Source organism: Pigmentiphaga soli (genome assembly GCF_039541095.1).
Classification (GTDB): domain Bacteria; phylum Pseudomonadota; class Gammaproteobacteria; order Burkholderiales; family Burkholderiaceae_B; genus Pigmentiphaga; species Pigmentiphaga soli.
This window is the reverse complement of the sequence record NZ_BAABFO010000001.1, coordinates 183,617-199,820: the sequence shown is the minus strand read 5'-3', so window position 1 is coordinate 199,820 and position 16,204 is coordinate 183,617. Positions and strand designations below refer to the sequence as shown.

17 protein-coding genes are annotated in these 16,204 nt (G+C 69.5%); 6 read left to right on the top strand and 11 right to left on the bottom strand.

Features of this window, described 5'->3' with window-relative positions:
- Positions 1 to 54 precede the first annotated feature (54 nt).
- A complete protein-coding gene (locus ABD927_RS01075) occupies positions 55 to 1,026 on the top strand; it encodes a Bug family tripartite tricarboxylate transporter substrate binding protein (protein WP_345245433.1) in 972 nt (323 codons plus the stop codon).
- 8 nt (positions 1,027 to 1,034) lie between these two features.
- Here ABD927_RS01075 and ABD927_RS01070 read toward each other — a convergent pair whose 3' ends face one another.
- The gene (locus ABD927_RS01070; protein ID WP_345245431.1) at positions 1,035 to 1,787 is read right to left on the bottom strand and encodes an IclR family transcriptional regulator; all 753 of its coding nucleotides are present in this window, start codon (positions 1,785 to 1,787) and stop codon (positions 1,035 to 1,037) included.
- A gap of 176 nt (positions 1,788 to 1,963) precedes the next feature.
- Here ABD927_RS01070 and ABD927_RS01065 point away from each other — a divergent pair, with 176 nt between their 5' ends.
- The 4 genes from ABD927_RS01065 (at position 1,964) to ABD927_RS01050 (ending at position 6,647) form a co-directional block, all read left to right on the top strand.
- Positions 1,964 to 3,619 carry an FAD-dependent monooxygenase gene (locus ABD927_RS01065; protein WP_345245429.1) on the top strand — a complete coding sequence of 552 codons (1,656 nt, stop codon included), beginning with the start codon at positions 1,964 to 1,966 and terminating at the stop codon, positions 3,617 to 3,619.
- Between the two features lie 27 nt (positions 3,620 to 3,646).
- Positions 3,647 to 4,531: a fumarylacetoacetate hydrolase family protein gene (locus ABD927_RS01060; protein ID WP_345245427.1), complete on the top strand. Its 885-nt coding sequence runs from the start codon at positions 3,647 to 3,649 to the stop codon at positions 4,529 to 4,531.
- A gap of 92 nt (positions 4,532 to 4,623) precedes the next feature.
- Complete coding sequence (locus tag ABD927_RS01055) at positions 4,624 to 5,586, top strand: cupin domain-containing protein (RefSeq protein ID WP_345245425.1); 963 nt, start codon at positions 4,624 to 4,626, stop codon at positions 5,584 to 5,586.
- Between the two features lie 50 nt (positions 5,587 to 5,636).
- Positions 5,637 to 6,647 carry a tripartite tricarboxylate transporter substrate binding protein gene (locus tag ABD927_RS01050; protein ID WP_345245423.1) on the top strand — a complete coding sequence of 337 codons (1,011 nt, stop codon included), beginning with the start codon at positions 5,637 to 5,639 and terminating at the stop codon, positions 6,645 to 6,647.
- A gap of 89 nt (positions 6,648 to 6,736) precedes the next feature.
- On the opposite strand, the gene ABD927_RS01045 is transcribed toward ABD927_RS01050, so the two are convergent.
- A complete protein-coding gene (locus ABD927_RS01045) occupies positions 6,737 to 7,180 on the bottom strand; it encodes a GNAT family N-acetyltransferase (RefSeq protein ID WP_345245421.1) in 444 nt (147 codons plus the stop codon).
- A 129-nt stretch (positions 7,181 to 7,309) separates the two neighbouring features.
- Between ABD927_RS01045 and ABD927_RS01040 the strand changes: the two genes are divergently transcribed.
- Positions 7,310 to 7,702 (top strand): DoxX family protein, encoded by a 393-nt coding sequence (locus ABD927_RS01040; protein ID WP_345245419.1) that lies wholly within the window; start codon positions 7,310 to 7,312, stop codon positions 7,700 to 7,702.
- Between the two features lie 12 nt (positions 7,703 to 7,714).
- On the opposite strand, the gene ABD927_RS01035 is transcribed toward ABD927_RS01040, so the two are convergent.
- The 9 genes from ABD927_RS01035 to ABD927_RS00995 form a co-directional block, all read right to left on the bottom strand.
- A complete protein-coding gene (locus ABD927_RS01035) occupies positions 7,715 to 8,632 on the bottom strand; it encodes an SMP-30/gluconolactonase/LRE family protein (protein ID WP_345245417.1) in 918 nt (305 codons plus the stop codon).
- A gap of 93 nt (positions 8,633 to 8,725) precedes the next feature.
- A complete protein-coding gene (locus ABD927_RS01030; protein ID WP_345245415.1) occupies positions 8,726 to 9,700 on the bottom strand; it encodes a PDZ domain-containing protein in 975 nt (324 codons plus the stop codon).
- Positions 9,701 to 9,704: 4 nt separating this feature from the next.
- Positions 9,705 to 10,364 carry a filamentous haemagglutinin family protein gene (locus ABD927_RS01025; RefSeq protein ID WP_345245413.1) on the bottom strand — a complete coding sequence of 220 codons (660 nt, stop codon included), beginning with the start codon at positions 10,362 to 10,364 and terminating at the stop codon, positions 9,705 to 9,707.
- A 489-nt stretch (positions 10,365 to 10,853) separates the two neighbouring features.
- Complete coding sequence (locus ABD927_RS01020) at positions 10,854 to 11,468, bottom strand: DUF937 domain-containing protein (protein WP_345245411.1); 615 nt, start codon at positions 11,466 to 11,468, stop codon at positions 10,854 to 10,856.
- 196 nt (positions 11,469 to 11,664) lie between these two features.
- Complete coding sequence (locus ABD927_RS01015; protein ID WP_345245409.1) at positions 11,665 to 11,958, bottom strand: hypothetical protein; 294 nt, start codon at positions 11,956 to 11,958, stop codon at positions 11,665 to 11,667.
- Between the two features lie 77 nt (positions 11,959 to 12,035).
- A complete protein-coding gene (locus tag ABD927_RS01010) occupies positions 12,036 to 12,539 on the bottom strand; it encodes a YbjN domain-containing protein (protein WP_345245407.1) in 504 nt (167 codons plus the stop codon).
- A gap of 21 nt (positions 12,540 to 12,560) precedes the next feature.
- Positions 12,561 to 13,499 (bottom strand): peptidylprolyl isomerase, encoded by a 939-nt coding sequence (locus ABD927_RS01005; protein ID WP_345245405.1) that lies wholly within the window; start codon positions 13,497 to 13,499, stop codon positions 12,561 to 12,563.
- Positions 13,500 to 13,528: 29 nt separating this feature from the next.
- Positions 13,529 to 14,332, bottom strand: coding sequence for a hypothetical protein (locus ABD927_RS01000; RefSeq protein ID WP_345245403.1), 804 nt, complete (start codon positions 14,330 to 14,332; stop codon positions 13,529 to 13,531).
- A 10-nt stretch (positions 14,333 to 14,342) separates the two neighbouring features.
- A complete protein-coding gene (locus tag ABD927_RS00995; RefSeq protein ID WP_345245401.1) occupies positions 14,343 to 16,199 on the bottom strand; it encodes a putative porin in 1,857 nt (618 codons plus the stop codon).
- Between the last annotated feature and the right edge of the window lie 5 nt (positions 16,200 to 16,204).

Here is a 16,204-nt window from a genome sequence, read left to right as displayed (position 1 = left end):
CCACATACAACACAGCGAGCCGCCTTCCCGGCGGCATCGACAAGGAGACGCGATATGAGAACGTTCAAATGGTGCATCGGCGCGGCCATCGCGCTGGCAACGGCCTCGGCTCATGCACAGACGCAGGAGTATCCCAACCGGGTGGTCCGCTTCATCGTCGGTTTCGCGCCCGGCGGCGGCACCGACATCGTCGCGCGCCTGCTGGCGCAGAAACTGTCGGAATCGCTCGGCCAGCAATTCGTCGTCGAGAACCGGCCCGGCGCGACCGGCATGGTCGGCGCCAACGCGGTGGCCAAGGCGGCGCCGGACGGCTATACGCTGCTGATGGCCCACGTCAATTCGAACGCGATCGCCCCCACCATCGCCAAGAAGCCGCTCTACGACCCCGTCAGGGACTTCGCCCTCATTTCCTACGTGGGCTACGTGCCGAACATCCTGGTGATCAATGCCCAACGCCCGTTCAAGAGCGTGGCGGACCTGGTCGCGGCGGCCAAGTCCAGCCCCAAGGGGCTGACCTTCGCGTCGCCCGGCGTCGGCAGCACCAACCACCTGGCGGGCGAAATGCTGGCGATGGGCGCCGGCGTCAAGCTCGTCCACGTGCCGTACAAGGGCAGCAGCCCGGCCATCGTCGACCTGCTGGGCGGGCAGATCGACATGAACTTCGACGCGCTGTCGTCGGTCGTGCCCTATCTGAAGGACGGCCGGATGCGCGCGCTGGCGGTCACCACGCCCCAGCGCGACCCCGAGTACCCGGACGTGCCGACGATGACGGAATCGGGCTTCAAGCAATTCGAGGTCACCAACTGGTATGGGGTGGCGGCCCCGGCCGGCACGCCGCCCGCCATCGTGGATCGGCTCAACAAGGAGATCAACCGCATCGTGCAGGAACCCGAAGTGGTCAAGAAACTGGACGAACTCGGCGTGCGGCGCAATCCGATGACGCCCGCGCAGTTCCAGCAGTTCGTCGAGGCGGAGATCGCCAAGTACCGCACCGTGGCGCAAGCCACGGGCATAAGTACTGACTGACTCTTACTCTATGCGGCAGGCACCGCCTGCTGAGCCCGGTGCACCGCGGCCTCCAGGACCTCGGTGCGGCCGCCGAAATCGCGGCTCAGCGCCAGGGCGGCGCGCAGCAGGGGCAGGCGCATCGATTCGACCTTGTCGTCGGAAAAGCGGAACGCCGGTCCGGTGATGGCCAGCACCCCTTCCAGCACGCCGCCGGCGGCGAAGACGGGCGCGGCGATGGCTGCGGTGTCGGGCTCGATCTCGCCCTTGGTGAAGCAGAAGCAGTCGGCGCGCAGTCCGTTCCACGCCGGGTCGTCGCGTTCCTGGCCGAAGGCCAGCAGCACCTTGCCGGCGGCGCCGCGCCGCAGCGGCAGCAGGTCGCCCACGCGGACGTGGTCGCGGATCTTGTGCGGGGAATCGACGCGGTACACGCATACGCGCAGGTCGCCTTCCTGCACGTTGAATGACGAGCTTTCGCCGGTTTCTTCGACCAGGGCGCGCAAGGCCGGATTGATCAGCTCGGCCGGCTTGATCCAGCGCTGGTACAGGCTGCCCAGGTGCAGGGCGGCGACGCCGATGTGATAGCTGCCGTCGTCCTGCTGCCCGATATAGCCGAACTTCTCCAGCGTGCCGAGCAGCCGCAGCAGCGTGCTCTTGTACAGGCCGGTACGCCGCGAGAGGTCTGCCAGGGACTGGCTGGGACTGATTTCGAACGTTCCTAGAATTGCGAGCGCCCGCTCCAGGGTCGCCACGCTTCGATCTTCCTTGTCTTCGGCTGCCATGCTCATCCCCTTGCCGCATTCTATCAAGCGCCATAACGGAACGCTGTTCTCAATTGACAGCATTCCGTTCCGATATTAGCATTCCGGACATACAGAACATTGTTCTACATCAAGAAAACAATGTTTCGAATCTTCGGGCCCGGCCCGGAAACCTCGCAGCAAAGACAGGAAGAAGCATGGAGAAAGTAGAAACGCCGGTGCTGATCGTCGGCGGCGGGCCGACCGGCCTGGCGCTGGCGGCCGACCTGACCTCCAAGGGCGTGCCCTCGCTGGTGGTGGAGACCCGCACCGAACCCACGGCGCACCCGCGGGCCACGCTGCTGGGCTCGCGCTCGATGGAGTACTACCGCCGCCTGGGGCTGGACGACGAAATCGTCCGCACCAGCCTGCCGCGCGAGCACGGCTACCGCATCGTGTTCGCCACGCGGCTGTCGGGCAAGCTGCTGCACGCGCACGGCAGCCCCTCCCCCAACGAATACATGGCCGCGCACCGTGAAATGCGCACCGACGTGCCCGAGTCGGCATGGACCCCTTACTACAAGGTGCAGATCGGCCAGCACGCCCTGGAGCCCATCGTCAAGCGCTGGATACTGGACAAGGGCGTGGCAGACGTGCGCTACGGCACGGAATTCGTGTCCTTCCGGCAGGACGACGACGGCGTCACCTCGGTGCTCCGCGACCTGGCCACCGGCCGCGAAACCGAGGTGCGTTCGCGCTTCCTGGTGGCCTGCGACGGCGGCCGCAGCGCGGTCAAGGCGACGCTCGGCATCCCGTACACCGGCCGCGGCGCGATGCGGCGCAACGTCAGCTATCTGTTCCGCAGCAAGGCCTTCCTGGAACACGCCACCGCCGCCGGCTGGGCCAATCTGTACTTCATCTTCCGCCCCGGCGCCTTCGGCGTGTTCACCAACATCAACGGCGGCGAGATCTGGAACTACCAGAACTACGTGCTGGAAGGCGAACCAGAAGGTAGCGAGCGCGATCCGGCCGAACAGATCCGCGACGCGATGGGTTCGGACTTCCCGTTCGAGATCCTGCAGGTCATGCACTGGTCGCACCACCAATCGGTGGCGGACCGCTTCCGCGCCGGCAACGTGTTCCTGGCGGGCGACGCCGCGCACCTGTTCTGCCCCACCGGCGGCATCGGCATGAATACCGGCATCGCCGACGCCTTCGACCTCGGCTGGAAGCTGGCGGCCGCGCTGCGCGGCTGGGCGGGCCCGCACCTGCTCGACAGCTACGAGTGGGAACGGCGCGCCACCGCCGTCCGCAACACCATCGCCGCGGCCTCGAACGCCGACCGCATCGACGCGATGATGAAGGTGACCCCCGAAGGCCTCGAAGACGATACCCCGGCCGCCGACGAATTGCGCAGGCAGTTCGGCCGGCGCCTGCGGCAGACGTCCAAGCAGTTCAACACCGCCGGCCTGCACCTGGGATACCGCTATGCGGACTCCTTCGTGATCGTGCCCGACGGCACGCCCGAGCCGCCGGACGATCCGCGCATCGTCACGCAGTCGACCTGGCCCGGTTGCCGCGCGCCGCACGTGTGGCTGGAACCGGGCAAGTCCACGCTCGACCTGTTCGACGGCACCTGCTACGTGCTGGTGGCGCTGCCCGGCGCGCCGGACAGCGCGGCCTTCGAACGCGCCGCCGCCGAACGCGGCATCCCGGTCAAGCGCGCCGATGTCAACGAACGGGCGCGCGCCTTGTACGAAAAGCCGCTGGTCCTGGTCCGCCCCGATGGCACGGTCTGCTGGCGCGGCGATACCGCGCCGGCAGACGCCAATGCCGTCTGGGACGTGGTCGCCGGCTTCCGCGCTCCCGCCTGACCCGTTCGCCCAGACAGGAACTCTTCCATGAAAATCATCCGTTTCAACGGCGGGCGCGTCGGCATCGTGCGGGATGGCCGCGTATTCGACGTGACCGATGCCGCCGGCGTGGACCCGCAGGCCTGGCCGCCCGCCGGCATCTGCCGCGTGATCCGCGATTTCGAGGCATTGCGTCCGGCCATCGCGCAGCGCATGGCCGCCGGCCCGTCGGTGCCGCTCGACTCGGTGCGCCTGGAAACGCCGGTGCCCTGGCCCAACAAGCTGATGGCCTATCCGGTGAACTACCACGACCACGCGAAGGAAATGGCCTCGCGCGGGCTGGCCAACGTGCAGGGTTATTTCCTCAAATCGAATTCCTCGCTGTCCGGCCCGGCCGACCCGATCGAGCTGCCCGCGCTGCCCGGCCGCGAGATCCACCACGAATGCGAAATCGCGCTGGTGATCGGCAAGGGCGGCCGGCAGATTCCCACCGAACGCGCGCTGGAGCACGTGTTCGGCTATGCCTGCCTGCTCGACATGACCGTGCGCGGCAAGGAAGAGCGCGTGTTCCGCAAGTCGTACGACAGCTTCACCCCGGTGGGGCCGTGGATCGTGACGGCCGACGAGGTGCCCGATCCGGCCGACATCGGCATGAAGCTGTGGGTCAACGACGAACTGCGCCAGCAGGCCAACACGCGCGACCTGATCGTGAACATCCCGCAGATGGTGTCGATCGCCTCGTCGGCCTCCACCCTGTACCCGGGCGACCTGATAGCCACCGGCACCCCGGCCGGCGTCGGACCGGTGCGCGACGGCGACGTGGTCACGATCGAGGTCGAGCACGTGGGCCGCATGTCGATTCCCGTGGTGCAGGGAAAGCTCGGCGCCAACGTGGTGTTCGAAAAGCCGTACGAATTCGTGCGCGCTGGGTGAGGTGCCCCACCCCCGCGCGGCCTGCGGCCGCCCCCCTCAAGGGGGCGATGCGACGCAATTGATATGTCATGGATGACTGAATGGAGACGCGAATGTCCGACGACAGCCAAGCATCGGTCGATGTTATCGGTGGCCTGGATCAGCTCTATCCCGTGCTGAACCGCGAGCGCTACACGGCCGGCTGGCACAAGGCCCGCCCGTCGCTGTGGAAGGAACCGCGCACGCCTTTCACGCCGCGCCACTGGCAGTACGCGCAGGCCCGCCGCTACATCGACCTGGCCGCGCAGTGGATCGGCACCGACCAGGCCGAGCGGCGCAACCTGCTGATGTTCAACCCGGTGGACGACAACGACTATGCGTCGCTGCCCAATCTGGTGGCCGCCTACCAGATGCTGCGGCCGGGCGAGCACGCGCGCGCCCACCGCCATACGCCCAATGCGCTGCGGCTGGTGCTGGACGCGCAGGAAGAGGTCTACACGGTGGTGGACGGCGTGCAGCTGCCGATGGTGCCGGGCGACGTGCTGTTGACGCCGGGCTGGACCTGGCACAGCCACTTCGACCACGGCAGGCACGATGCGTACTGGATCGACTTCCTGGACGTGCCGCTGGTGCACCGGCTCGAATCGATGTTCTTCGAGCCGCATCCGGAGCATTACCAGCCGGTCGAACAGGCGCCCGCCGAATCGCCGCTGCGGATCAGCGCCGCCGACCAGGACCGGCTGCTGGCCGCGGCGCCGGAGCGCGACGGCGTCCGTTCGGCCAGGCTGGACACGCCGTCGATGCGCACCATCGGCCTGACGGTGCACCGGCTCGGCGCCGGGGCCCGCACGCATCGGCACCGCGACGCGGCTTCGCGCCTGTTCGCGATCATCGAAGGCAGCTGCCGGATCGAGGTCGGCGACCAGGCCTTCGACTGCGAGCGCGGCGATCTGGTTGCGGTGCCGATCTGGCATCCCTACGCCATCGCCGCCGGCAGCGACGCCAGGCTGCTGGAAGTTTCCGACGACTCCGTCCAGCAGTTGCTGGGCTTTTACCGGAAAGAGAGCGGCGCCTGAGCTTTCCCCGCATTGCGCATTTCCCAATCAATCACCGCAGGAGACAATCGATGCACCACCCCACCGCCCCCCGCCCCCTCGCCCGTGCCGGCCGGCGCCATGCGCTGCTGCTGCTCGCGGCGCTGGCGGCGGCGCCGGCCGCCCCCGCGCTGGCGGCCGGCCCCTATCCCGACAAGCCCGTGCGCGTCGTCGTGCCGTTCCCGGCCGGCGGCGGCACCGATATCGTCGCGCGGCTGATCGGGCCGTACCTGTCGGCCGAGCTGAAGCAGCCCATCGTGTTCGACAACCGGGCCGGCGCCGCCACCGTGATCGGCACCGAACAGGTGGCCAGCGCCCCGGCCGACGGCTATACGCTGCTGTTCACCTCCAGCGCCTTCACCGCCAACGCCTCGCTGATGAAGAAGCTGCCGTACGACCCGCTGCGCGACTTCGCGCCGATCGGCCAGGCGGCCCTGCATCCCTTCGTGCTGGTCGCGCATCCCTCCATCCCGGCCAACGACCTGAAGGGCCTGCTGGCCTACGCCAAGCAGAATCCCGGCAAGCTCAGCTACGCCTCGGTCGGCCCCGGCAGCTCGCAGCACCTGGGCATGGAACTGCTCAAGCGGATGGCCGGCGTCGACATCGTCCACATTCCCTACCGCGGCAGCGCGCCGGCCATGGCCGACCTGCTGGGCGGCCAGGTGGACCTGATGTTCAACGGCATCTCGCCCACGCTGCAGCACATCCGCAGCGGCAAGCTCAAGGTGCTGGCCACCGATTCGGACCGCCGCGTTCCGCTGCTGCCCGACGTGCCCACCGTGGCCGAGGCGGCCGGACTGCCGGGCTACAAGATCACGACGTGGTCGGGCCTGCTGGCGCCCGCCGGCATCCCGGACGACGTCAAGACGCGGCTGGAAGCGGCATGGGCCAAGGTCATGGGCAATGCCGACCTGAAGAAGGAGCTGACCGAACGCGGGCTGGTGCCGAACTACGTGGCGGCCGGTCCGTTCGGCCAGATGCTGAAGGACGACAAGGAAGAATGGGCCAGGCTGACGCGCGACGCGAAAGTCCAGCCGGAGTGATGGGCCTTCGCCTGTGAACCCGGGCCCGGCGACGCCGGGCCTTTTTGCGATTCCCGGCGGCCGGCACGCGGCTGTCGGGAATCGCCGCCTCAGGTGTTTTCCCCCGCGCCCCGGTTCATCGACAACCGATAGATGTCTTCGCGCAATTCCCATCCGCCGTCCAGCCAGTAGCGCAGCCCTTCCCCGTTGCTCTTCAGCACATCGATGTGGGTCTTGCGGATGCCTTGCGCTTCCAGCCCGCGCAGGCAGCGCTCGACCAGCGCGCGGCCGAGTCCGCGGCGGCGCCAGCCGGGCGCCACGATCACGTGCTGCAGGTAGCCGCGCCGGCCGTCGTGGCCGCACAACGCGCAGCCGACCAGGCGGCCGCGGTCGAACGCGGCGAAGCTGAGGCCGGGGTTGCGGACGAGGTAGCGTTCGGTGGCATCGCGGGAATCGGCGTCGCGCACCGTGACGCCGGGCGTGGTTTGCAGCAATTCGTAGAACGCGTCGTAATCGGCCGCCTGCATGGGGCGGATGGCGGGATTCTCGGTCATGGGCCGATTATTCCATTGTTGCAAAGGAAGTTTGTCTCGGGCGATATTTACCTTTGTTCCTTGCAACCCTATCCTCTCACGCCATCCGGGGGTCTCCCCCGCCCTGACCACTTGCCACCGAGGATCGCCATGTCGTCTCCCCGCTTCCTTCCCTTCGCCGGACGCCTGCTGATCGGCGTGCCGTTCATCGTGAGCGGCTTCGGCAAGCTCACCAATTATTCCGGCACGGTGGGCTACATCGCCTCGGTCGGGCTGCCGCTGCCCGCGGTGGGCTGGCTGATCGCCGTACTGGTCGAAGTGGTATGCGCCGCGCTGCTGATACTGGGCTACCGCACGCGGCTGGTCGGCCTGGCGATGGCGGTATTCACGCTGGCGGCGGCGGCCTTCTTCCACAACAACCTGGGCGACCAGGGCCAGATGATCAATTTCATGAAGAACATCATGATCGCCGGCGGGCTGCTGCAGATCGTCTACTTCGGCGCCGGCGCCTTCAGCGTGGACGCGGCCCGCGGCCGCGCGTAGAGGGCGTTCCCTTCAGGCGTTGAAGTTGAGTTCGAGGCCCGGCACCGGCCATTGCATGGCCGCCAGTTCGCCGCGTTCGGCGAAGGTCATGTAGGCGGTGCGGCGGCCGGGGCCGCCGAAGCAGATGTTGGTGACGTGCGTGTCGGGCACCTTCACCTGCCGCAGCACGGCGCCGTCGGGCGCGACCACCGTGATGGCGCCGGTGGTGAGCGTGGCCACGCAGATGTTGCCTTCCGAATCCACCGCCATGCTGTCGAAGCCCTGGTAGCCCGGCAGGCCGCACACCAGCCGGCCGCCGTGCGGCGCCGGGCCTTTCTGCCTGGCGATCTGGCCGGGGCCGGCAACGTCGAAGGCCCACAGGCGGGCGGTATCGGTCTCCGACACGTACACCACCTTGCCGTCGGGCGACAGCGCCACGCCGTTGGGCTGCTGCAGGTGGTAGGTGAGCTGGCGGATCGACGAGCCGTCGGGCAGCGCGTAGTACAGCGCGCCATGCACCCGGTGCGTGGCCATCTTCTTGCCCATGTCGGTGAAGTAGAAGCCGCCGTGGCGGTCGAACACCAAATCGTTGGGGGCCGACAGGCGGGTGCCGTCGCAGCCTTCGTAGAGGGTGCGGACGTCGCCGGTGGCCAGGTCCACGCGCTGGATGTAGCCGCCGGTGTAGTCGGCCGCCGGGCCGGAGGACAGCACCTGGCCGGGCTTGTAGCTGGCGCCGCCGTTGTTGCAGACATAGAGCGCGCCGTCGGGGCCGATGGCGGCGCCGTTGGGTCCGCCGCCGCAGTCGGCCGCCAGCGAGGCGCTGCCGTCGGGCGCGATGCGCCGCACGGTGCCGCCGCGGATCTCGACCACCAGCACCGAGCCGTCGCGCATGGCGACGGGCCCTTCGGGAAACTGGAGGCCTGTTGCTATTACCTTGATGTCTTCGCTCATCGTGTGCGTCTCGCTCTAGGCTATGTTAGCGTTATCATAGCGCGACTATAGGTTCGAGGGGTATGCGCATCAATAAGGGGGAACACCTACGCTTCAGCGCGGCGCGGCCTGCTGCGGCTGGGACGGGGCCTGCCCTTGCGGCGGCGAGGTCTCGATCGGGATGAACAGCCGGATGCCGTTGCGCAGCACCAGCAGCGCCGCGGCGCCATCGGCCGCGCCGACCGCCTCCGCCAGTTCCTCCACCGTGGCCACCGGCTGGCCATTCACGGCCAGGATCACGTCGGCGGGCTTGACGCCGGCGCGCGCCGCGGCATCGTTGACCCGCTGCACCAGCAGCCCGCCGCCGATGCGCAGCGCCTGGCGCTCCTGCGGCAGCAGGGGCCGCGCCACCACGCCCAGCGGCGTGGGCGGCGCGGCGGGCGGCGCCGAGGGGGCCCTGGGCGCGTCGAAGCGGTCCACCACCACGTCGACCGACAGCGGCGCGCGGTCGCGCCATATCGACAGCGGCACGCTATCGCCCGGCGCGGCGTCGGCGATGGCGATCAGCGCGTCGGCCGACTGCACCACCTTGCGTCCGCCCACCCGCAGGATCACGTCGCCCGGCCGCAGCCCGGCCTGGTCGGCGGCGCCGCCCGGCGCCACGTAGCTGACCAGCGCGCCCGAGGGCTCGGGCAGGTGGAAGGAATCGGCCAGCGCCTGGGTGATTTCCTGCACCACCACGCCGATGCGGCCGCGCACGACCGTGCCGCGCGTCTGCAGCTGTTCCTTGATGCGCATCGCGACGTCGATCGGGATCGCGAACGACAGTCCCTGGTAGCCGCCGCTATTGCTGTAGATGCGCGAATTGATGCCGATCACCTCGCCCCGCAGGTTGAACAGCGGCCCGCCCGAATTGCCGGCTTCGGGATTGGCCACCGGCCGCGCGGACCGCTGGCTGGCCAGGCGCAGCCAGGCATCCTGCAGGCTGTCGCCGGCCAGGTCGGGGCAGCCCAGGTGGCGGGTCAGGCGGCGCTTGAGCTCGTCGTAGTGCGCCGCCAGGAAGGCCTCGGCGGCTTCGATGGTGTACATGGGCTTACCGGCCCCGCAGGCCGCGGCGTTCGCGTTCGGTCAGGCGGGCGGTCTGCGCGGGCGTGAGCTCGCCGTGGCCGATGAACTGAAAGGCGCTGCCGGGATCGTAGTAAGCCTGGTCGGCCGGCTTGCGAGGCGGCGCGGCCGGGGGCGGCGCCTCCGACGCGGGCCCGAAGCCCAGCACGCGCACGGTGAAGACCGACGGCAGGGCCTGCCGCGCCGCCGCCCGCTCCTGGCGCACCACGTCCTGCGCCGCCACCGTTGCCTGCGCCGCCGCCGCGCTGGCATTGGTCAGCGCGCCCACGTTGACCACCGCCAGCGGCGGCAGCCCGGTCGCCTTGCCCTTCACGTCGATGTTGGCGGCATTGACCACGTTCTGCGCGAAGATGTTCAGGTTGCCCGACACCCGGATGCCCGCTTCGCCGGCGTCGATCGTGTCCAGCGGCGCCACCAGGTCGACGTCGCCCGGCGGCACTTCCGGGATCGGCGCCAGCGTGGCGATGCCGGCGCCGGTGCTCGGCACCTGCGGCGACAGCTTCACGTTGCCCACCGGGTCGTACACCCGCTTGGGCGACGTGTACACCAGCGTGGTCTTCGACCCCCGGCCGGCGTTGATGTCGCCTTCGGCCGACCATGCCAGGATGCCGCCGCCGAAGGTCGTCATGACGCGCGACAGGCCCAGCAGGATGCTGTCGCGGCTGTAGAGCTCGATGTCGCCGGCAAAGACGGGCCATGCTATTCAGGCAATGTGAAGCTGGCGTGACAGATGTGACGTCTGTGTGAACGCGTGCGGGCGCCTGGGCGGCGCCGCTCGTCGGGCGTGAGCGGGTCAGTTGCGCGGCGCCCAGGCGGCCGCGGCCCAGGACCTAGGCGGGGCTGGCCGGGTTGTACGCGGACGGGTCGGCGGACGGCCTGTTCGGCAACGGCGCCAGTGTGCGCAGCGCCGGACGCGGTTGCGGCGGCAGAAGCGGCAACGGGCCAGGCATGGCACGCCGCGCACCATGCCAGCGCCATGCAGGCGAACTCTGCGATCGGCCGGCCGAATGTCATCGCGCCCATTTACCATCGGCGCATGACGGCATCCGCCGGCAAATCGAATCCCGAATGACCGGCCGTGCTCGCGGCCCGGCCGCCGCGTCGCGCCGGAATTTCTTCAGCGCCGGCCGCCGAGCAGGCTGCCGCCTATCTTGACCAGATCGTCCAGCCCCACCTGTCCGTCGCCGTCCTGGTCGAGCACGGAGCCCAGCAGGCCGCCGCCCAGGCCGCCCTGCTGGCGCGCGGCGTCGTGTTCCCGGCCCAGCGTCCGGCCCAGGTCGTTGGCGTCCAGGCCGCCCGACTGCACGCGCTGCGCCAGGAACGACATGACGATGGGCGCCAGCATCTTGAGCAGATTGGACGCATTGCCGCCGCCGATGCCGGTGGCGTTGCCCAGGCCGGTTTCGGCGCGCTGCTGACTGCCGCCGAAGATATGGCCCAGGATGGCGCCGGCATCGGTCGATGCGGCCGGGTTGCCGCCGCCCAGCAGCGAACCCAGCATCGATTCGAGGCCGCCGCCGGCGTAGTCCCGCTGCAGCGCGCCGAACAGCGATTGCGCGCCCTCCGGCCGGGCCGCGTTGCGGCCCATCGCGCCCAGCAGCAGCGGCAGCGCCGCGCCCACCGCCTGATGCGTCTGCGCGGCGTCCATGCCCAATTGCTGCGACAGCTGCTGCAGCGGCGCGCCCTGCAATTGGGACATCAATTCATTCGATAAAGAAGTAGAGGCATTCATGACGTTCCCCGTCGGAATCGCCGGCTTTCCGCGCCGGCAAAGCGGCGACGGCAAGCATGCCGCATGCAGGAGCCGGGCTGCCGTAACAAACCGATACTGCCGAGGCGGCGGCGGCCCGGCGAACCCGCGAAAGCCGTCCGACCACGCACCCGCCATGCCGCCTTCGACGGCATGCTTCGGCCCACGAGGATCAAGGCTAATGCTGGTCGTGGCCGTCGTCGCTGCCGTCCTGCAGGCCGAGCGCGTCGTCCAGCTCGAAGGCCGACGAACGGCCGCGCCGGCCGGGCTCGCCGACCAAGCGCCGCGCCGCCATGACCTCGCTGCGCGAGATATCGAACTCGGCCATCGCCTCGGCGATCAGGTGCAGCAGCGTGGCGCGCTGCCGCAGGCGGACGTCCTCGGTGCGGCGCAGCCTCACGATCTGCCGGTCGACATCGGCCAGCCTGCGCTGCGAATAGGTGACATCATGGCATTTGGCATCGGTTGACATGTCGATGGACTCCCGTAGATGGAGATCGGCGGCCCGGACGCGGCGGTCCCGATGAATCCTCCGGCCGGTTGCCGATCTCACGCAGACGCCGCCTGCGCCGCCTCGGAGGCTTGCCCGCCGCTCGCCGCTTCGGGCTTGAAGTTGCGCAGGAACAGGAAGAACTGCCCCATCATCTGCGTCCACAGCTGCGCCGCCACCGTCAGGTAGGCCGGCGCCACGCCGCCGGCGACGACGACGTCCATTTCCAGCACGACGAAGTCGCCGTGCTGCGCAACGCGCGCGAAGCGCTTGCTGCGATGCCACTCGGCCAGCAGGCCATCGGGCAGCTGGCCGCCCTGCACGCGCAGCGGGCAGCTCAGCGTGAAGTCGGCGAATCGCCCCGCCGCCGGCCCGTTGCCCCACAGTACCTGGAAGCCCACGCCGTGGCTGGCGCTGTGCAGCCGGACCACGCCGTCCTGTTCGACGGCGCTCACGGCACAGCCCGCGTTCCTGATCGCCTCGGCCACCTGTTCGGGCGACACCGCGGTCAGGATCGGGCTGTCGGCTTGCGGCACGGCAGAGGTCGTTGCGTTGTCGGTCATGATCGTGTCGTCCTCCGCTCGTCAATTCACTTTCTTCAAGGCCGCATCCAGCGCGGCCGCATCGACCACCTGGCTGTTGGGCGGCACCAGGCCGTCCATGAAGGCCTGCGCCAGCTGGCGCTGGCGTTGCTGGCGCAGCGCCGCCTGCAGCTGCGGCTTGACTTCGTCCAGCGTGGCGGTGCGCGACGGATGCGTTTCCAGCAGCTTGAGCACGTGGAAGCCGGCGCTGGACTGCACCGGATCGCTGACCTCGCCCACCTTCAGCTTGGCCACCGTATCGCGTACCTCGGGCAGCATCTGCGACAGCGGCAGGGTGCCGACCTCGCCGCCCTGCTTGGCGCTGCGCTCGTCCTTGGACTGCGCGGTCGCGATGGCGGCGAAGTCGCCCTTGCGCGCCTGTTGCGCCAGCGCCTTGGCTTCGGCGCGGGTCTTCTCCACCGCGGCCGCGTCGCCGGCGGCCGCCGGCAGGTAGATTTGCGCGATGCGGTAGGTGGCCGGCACCACCAGGTCGGATTTGCCCTGCTCGTACGCCGCGGCCACTTCCGCATCGGACGGATAGCCAGCCGGCACCTGGCTGACGGAGTCGAGATAGGTGGTGGAGACGATGCGGGCGGTGATCTCCTGCACCGCCGCGGCCAGGCGCGCCTTGATTTCCGGGCGGTCGGCCCAGCCCTTGGCCTGCGCGTCCTTCAGCAGCGCCTCGGCCGACAGCCGCTGGCGAAGCCAGTTCTCGATGCCCGCGCGGTCGTTCTTGGCGGCCGCGCGTTCCGTGTCCGGCATGGCCTGCAGCAGGCGGGTCACCTCGTCCTGGCTGATCGCGACCGAACCGGCGCGCGCCACGGCGGCGCCGCCGGCCCCGGCCGCGGGAGCCTGCGCGAAGGCCATGCCGAAACCGGCCGACAACACGGCCCCGGCGGCGATGCGGAGGAAGGGAAGAAGGGACTGGGATTGCGATTTCATGGAATTACCTCGTTGTGCTGCGTGCAGCGCTAGTTCGCCTTCGGCGGCGTGCCGGCGCCCGAACCCCCCGAACCGCCCGAACCGCCCGCGCCGCCCTGGGCGGCCGGCGCGGCGGCGGGCTGGGCGGCCGTCTGGGCCGCCTGGCGCTCGTCGAAACGACCGCCGTACAGCTGGTCGCCGAACTTCTGCGCGATCTCGTCGTACTTGACGCGGGCCCGCGCGGCGAACGGCTGGCGCGCGGCCATCACGGTGCCGACGTCCATCGTTTCGTAGGCGTGCAGGATCTGCTGGCCGACCTCGTACAGCTGCGCGTTCTTCGCTTCGCACTGCGTGATCGCGGTGCGCTGCGTGGTGGTCTCGGCGGCCAGGCGCTGGCGCTCGGCCTCCGACGCACGGGCCATTTTCAGCAGTTCGTCGTAGGCGTTGCGGTACTGCGCGAGCTGGGCGTTGGCCTTGTCGACCAGCGCCTGGGCCTGCTGGCGCAGATCCTGGTTGCTGGCCTCGGCCTGGCTGCGCGCCGCGCGTTCCTGCGCCGCCCGGGCCTCGGCCCGCGCCAGGTCCTTTTTCAGCGATTCGAGCTCGGCCGGCGGCGCGGCGGGCGCCTGCGGCTGGGCGGCCTTGGCGCGCAGCACGGCCAGCTCGTTCTGCGCCTGCTGCAGCTGGGCGGTCACGTTGCGCAGCTGGTTGCGCAGGCGGTCTTCCATGCTGTCGCCCTGGGCCTGGGCATGGGCCGCGCCGGCCAGGGCCAGCATGACGGCCAGCGCCGCCGGCCGCCACGACCGGGCATCGCGGCGCGGCCGCGCTGCGGTGCGGGCGAGGATTGAATTCGACATGGCGGACTCCTTAGAAGCGCGCATTGAATTCGACCTGCAGCGTGTCGATCGACACGGGCGGGCCATAGACTTCCTTGGTGCCGAGCCAGCGGCCGGTGAACCACGCGTTCTTGTCGACCGCGTACGAAGCGCCCAGGAAGTAGCCGCGCGCGTTCGTGCCGCCGCCATGGAACGACGAATCGTTGTAGGCGTCGGGCAGCGCATCGGGTTCGATGCGCTTGTAGCCGGCCAGCAGGTTCCAGTCGCCGCGCGCCGACGGCGTCGGGTTGCCGAAGGTCGCCTGGATCATGTAGGCGTTGGGACCGCTGCGGAAGTCGGCGCGGGTCGGGTTGCTGGCGGTCTTGCCGTAGTTGTTGACGATGCCGTCGGCCAGGCCGGCGCGCCGGAACATCTCGTCCTCGTCGTAGGCCAGGTTGCGCGCGTAGTTCAGGTCCAGGCGCAGGCCGTACTTGCCCATCACCTTGGTATCCCAGCGCAAGTTCAGGTCCAGCACCTGGAACTTGGAAGCCAGGCCCACGTACTGCGGCATCGGCGTGTTGGCCGGGTCGAGCGGATTGAGCGCGATATTGCGCAGCATCATCAGCGTGTTGCCGCGCTGCATGAAGGCGGGCCGCGTCCAGTCGGTGTTGCAGGAGGTGGCGCCGGAGTACAGCGAGCAGGGGTCCGACAGGCGGCCGCTGATGTTGCTGTAGTCGTAGAAGGCGGCCGCGCCGATCACGCGGTTGCCGTCGTCGATCTTCCAGTTGGCGCCGACCTGCGCGCCCAGCAGCCATTTGTCGTGGCTCGGTTCCTTGTTCTGCTCCTGGCTGGGGAAGCTGTCCGACAGGTATTCGAGCGGAATGAAGCCCAGGGTGCCGAACACCGACACGCCGGTGCCTTCCAGCGGCCTGTCGACGCGGGCGGCGACGCCGTCGAAGTTCAGGTCGCCGGAGAACACCATGTCGGTCGACATGAAGGGATTGCCGAAGCGGCCGCCGATGACCTTGAGCCAGTCGTTGAAACGGTAGGAGGCGTAGACCTGGTCGAGCCAGAGGTTCTTCTTGTCGAGGCCGCCGCCCAGGGTCTGGGTGGTGGAGACCGGGCTGTCGTCGCTGCCGGAGGCCAGGCGCACGCCGACCTGCGTGTTTTCCGACAGGTCGGCCAGCACGCCCAGGCGGGCCCGCACGCGCAGCAGGTTGCGGCGGTCCTGGCGGGTGTTGATCAGCGGCGGCAATTGCAGATTGGTGTTCTGGTTGACGTCGTAGCCGCTGCCCTTGTTGATGGCGCCCCAGTCGACTTCGATGTTGGAGTTGCCGGGCATGGTGCCGTCCGGGTTCAGCGTGGTGCCGCCGTCGAAGAAGCGCGACTCGCTGCGCACGCGCACGTCGCCTTCGATGTGGATGCGCTTGGTCCACTCCGGCGCCTCGTTCGGCGCGGCCCAGCCCTCGGCCTTGGCCTGGGCCAGCACTTCGCCCTTGAGTTCGTTGCGGATCTCGTCGCGCACGGTCTGCGAGATGTAGGGCACGCGCACGTCGCCCGGCTGGGGCGCCGTTGCCGGCGCTTGCGCCGGAGCCGCGGCGGGCGCCGTGGCCTGGTGCTCCAGCTTCTGCAGCGCCATCGCCTCGGTCTGGGCCTGGGCCAGCAGGGCCTCGCCCACGTCCTTGCTGAGCGCGCCGCTCTGGATCAGGCCGCGGATCAGCCGGACCATCGCGCTTTCCTGCGGCGCGGCGGGCGGCGTCTGGGCGGCGGCCGACGCGGTCATCAGTGCCAGGACCGAGGCAACGGCGATCGCGTGGAGCCGACGGTTCAGCGGGGGAGTCGACGCCGCGCGCGGCGCGCGGCGCGACAGCGCGCCCGGCGCGCATTGGTGGAAGACAGAGCGATTCATCGGTT

Excerpts from the sequence above, each read along its gene's own strand:
- ABD927_RS01075 (WP_345245433.1), top strand. The coding sequence starts at position 55 with ATGAGAACGTTCAAATGGTGCATCGGCGCGGCCATCGCGCTGGCAACG.
- ABD927_RS01070 (WP_345245431.1), bottom strand. The coding sequence starts at position 1,787 with ATGGCAGCCGAAGACAAGGAAGATCGAAGCGTGGCGACCCTGGAGCGG.
- ABD927_RS01065 (WP_345245429.1), top strand. The coding sequence starts at position 1,964 with ATGGAGAAAGTAGAAACGCCGGTGCTGATCGTCGGCGGCGGGCCGACC.
- ABD927_RS01060 (WP_345245427.1), top strand. The coding sequence starts at position 3,647 with ATGAAAATCATCCGTTTCAACGGCGGGCGCGTCGGCATCGTGCGGGAT.
- ABD927_RS01055 (WP_345245425.1), top strand. The coding sequence starts at position 4,624 with ATGTCCGACGACAGCCAAGCATCGGTCGATGTTATCGGTGGCCTGGAT.
- ABD927_RS01050 (WP_345245423.1), top strand. The coding sequence starts at position 5,637 with ATGCACCACCCCACCGCCCCCCGCCCCCTCGCCCGTGCCGGCCGGCGC.
- ABD927_RS01045 (WP_345245421.1), bottom strand. The coding sequence starts at position 7,180 with ATGACCGAGAATCCCGCCATCCGCCCCATGCAGGCGGCCGATTACGAC.
- ABD927_RS01040 (WP_345245419.1), top strand. The coding sequence starts at position 7,310 with ATGTCGTCTCCCCGCTTCCTTCCCTTCGCCGGACGCCTGCTGATCGGC.
- ABD927_RS01035 (WP_345245417.1), bottom strand. The coding sequence starts at position 8,632 with ATGAGCGAAGACATCAAGGTAATAGCAACAGGCCTCCAGTTTCCCGAA.
- ABD927_RS01030 (WP_345245415.1), bottom strand. The coding sequence starts at position 9,700 with ATGTACACCATCGAAGCCGCCGAGGCCTTCCTGGCGGCGCACTACGAC.
- ABD927_RS01025 (WP_345245413.1), bottom strand. The coding sequence starts at position 10,364 with ATGACGACCTTCGGCGGCGGCATCCTGGCATGGTCGGCCGAAGGCGAC.
- ABD927_RS01020 (WP_345245411.1), bottom strand. The coding sequence starts at position 11,468 with ATGAATGCCTCTACTTCTTTATCGAATGAATTGATGTCCCAATTGCAG.
- ABD927_RS01015 (WP_345245409.1), bottom strand. The coding sequence starts at position 11,958 with ATGTCAACCGATGCCAAATGCCATGATGTCACCTATTCGCAGCGCAGG.
- ABD927_RS01010 (WP_345245407.1), bottom strand. The coding sequence starts at position 12,539 with ATGACCGACAACGCAACGACCTCTGCCGTGCCGCAAGCCGACAGCCCG.
- ABD927_RS01005 (WP_345245405.1), bottom strand. The coding sequence starts at position 13,499 with ATGAAATCGCAATCCCAGTCCCTTCTTCCCTTCCTCCGCATCGCCGCC.
- ABD927_RS01000 (WP_345245403.1), bottom strand. The coding sequence starts at position 14,332 with ATGTCGAATTCAATCCTCGCCCGCACCGCAGCGCGGCCGCGCCGCGAT.
- ABD927_RS00995 (WP_345245401.1), bottom strand. The coding sequence starts at position 16,199 with ATGAATCGCTCTGTCTTCCACCAATGCGCGCCGGGCGCGCTGTCGCGC.